At 70.6% G+C, this 780-nt stretch carries 1 protein-coding gene; it reads right to left on the bottom strand.

Translation table 11 applies throughout. The annotated features are described in order from the left end of the window. Nucleotides 1–407: 407 nt before the first annotated feature. The coding region (locus ACZ6NZ_RS17240; protein WP_465858957.1) for a hypothetical protein at nt 408–780 on the bottom strand (373 nt) is incomplete at its 5' end.

Genomic DNA, 780 nt, shown 5'->3' with positions numbered 1-780 from the left:
CCGCCCGCGCCCGCTGTCGGCCGGGCCGCTGTCCGTTGGGCGGCTTTCGGCCGGGCTGGGTCGCCCGCGTTGCTGCCGGCCGGGCCGCTACCCGCTGGACTGCCGTCTGACGGGCTGCCGTCTGACGCGTCGGTGCCCGACCTGCCGCCGTCCGACGGGCCGGTGCCCGGATGCAGCCGGCGGCCGGAAGCGGGCTCGGCCGCCATGCGTTGTCCGGGCGTCCTTTGGAGCTGAATCGTTTACGACATCACGGCTCTCCTCCCGCGCCGGCCACCCACGATCGACTCGCCATGCAGGAAACCGGGCCGTCCACCTGATCCGGATACCCCGACTTCCAGGAACCCGAGTCGATCAGCCGCAGTAGGCACCCGCATACCGCGTCCGCCGCGAATGGCAGCCGGTGCACCTCACACCTCGGTCCAAGATCGCGCTCGACCCTGGATGTAGGGGGGTCGGGCATCACGGACGCCACTACATCCTTGATGTTGCGCGATCTTCTGCGAGCGGAAGCCGCTGTCGAGCCGCTCAACGTGTTCGGGTCGCTTGGGCGCCCACTGGCGCTGGGTCTCGGTCGTCGGCATGGACGGCCCATCCGTTCGCCGGGGCTGATGTCGCCAACGATTCAGCTCCAAAGGACGCCGACCGAACTGTCCGCCGGTCTCGGTCTCGGCCTCGGACCTGGCTTCGGCCTCGGACCTGGCTTCGGCCTCGGACCTGGCTTCGGCCTCGGACCTGGCTTCGGCCTCGGACCTGGCTTCGGCCTCGGACCTGGCTTCGGCC

The sequence above is a fragment of the Micromonospora sp. NPDC047756 genome, from assembly GCF_055587245.1.
The sequence above is the reverse complement of the archived record's forward strand: the minus strand, read 5'-3'. Positions and strand labels throughout refer to the sequence as shown.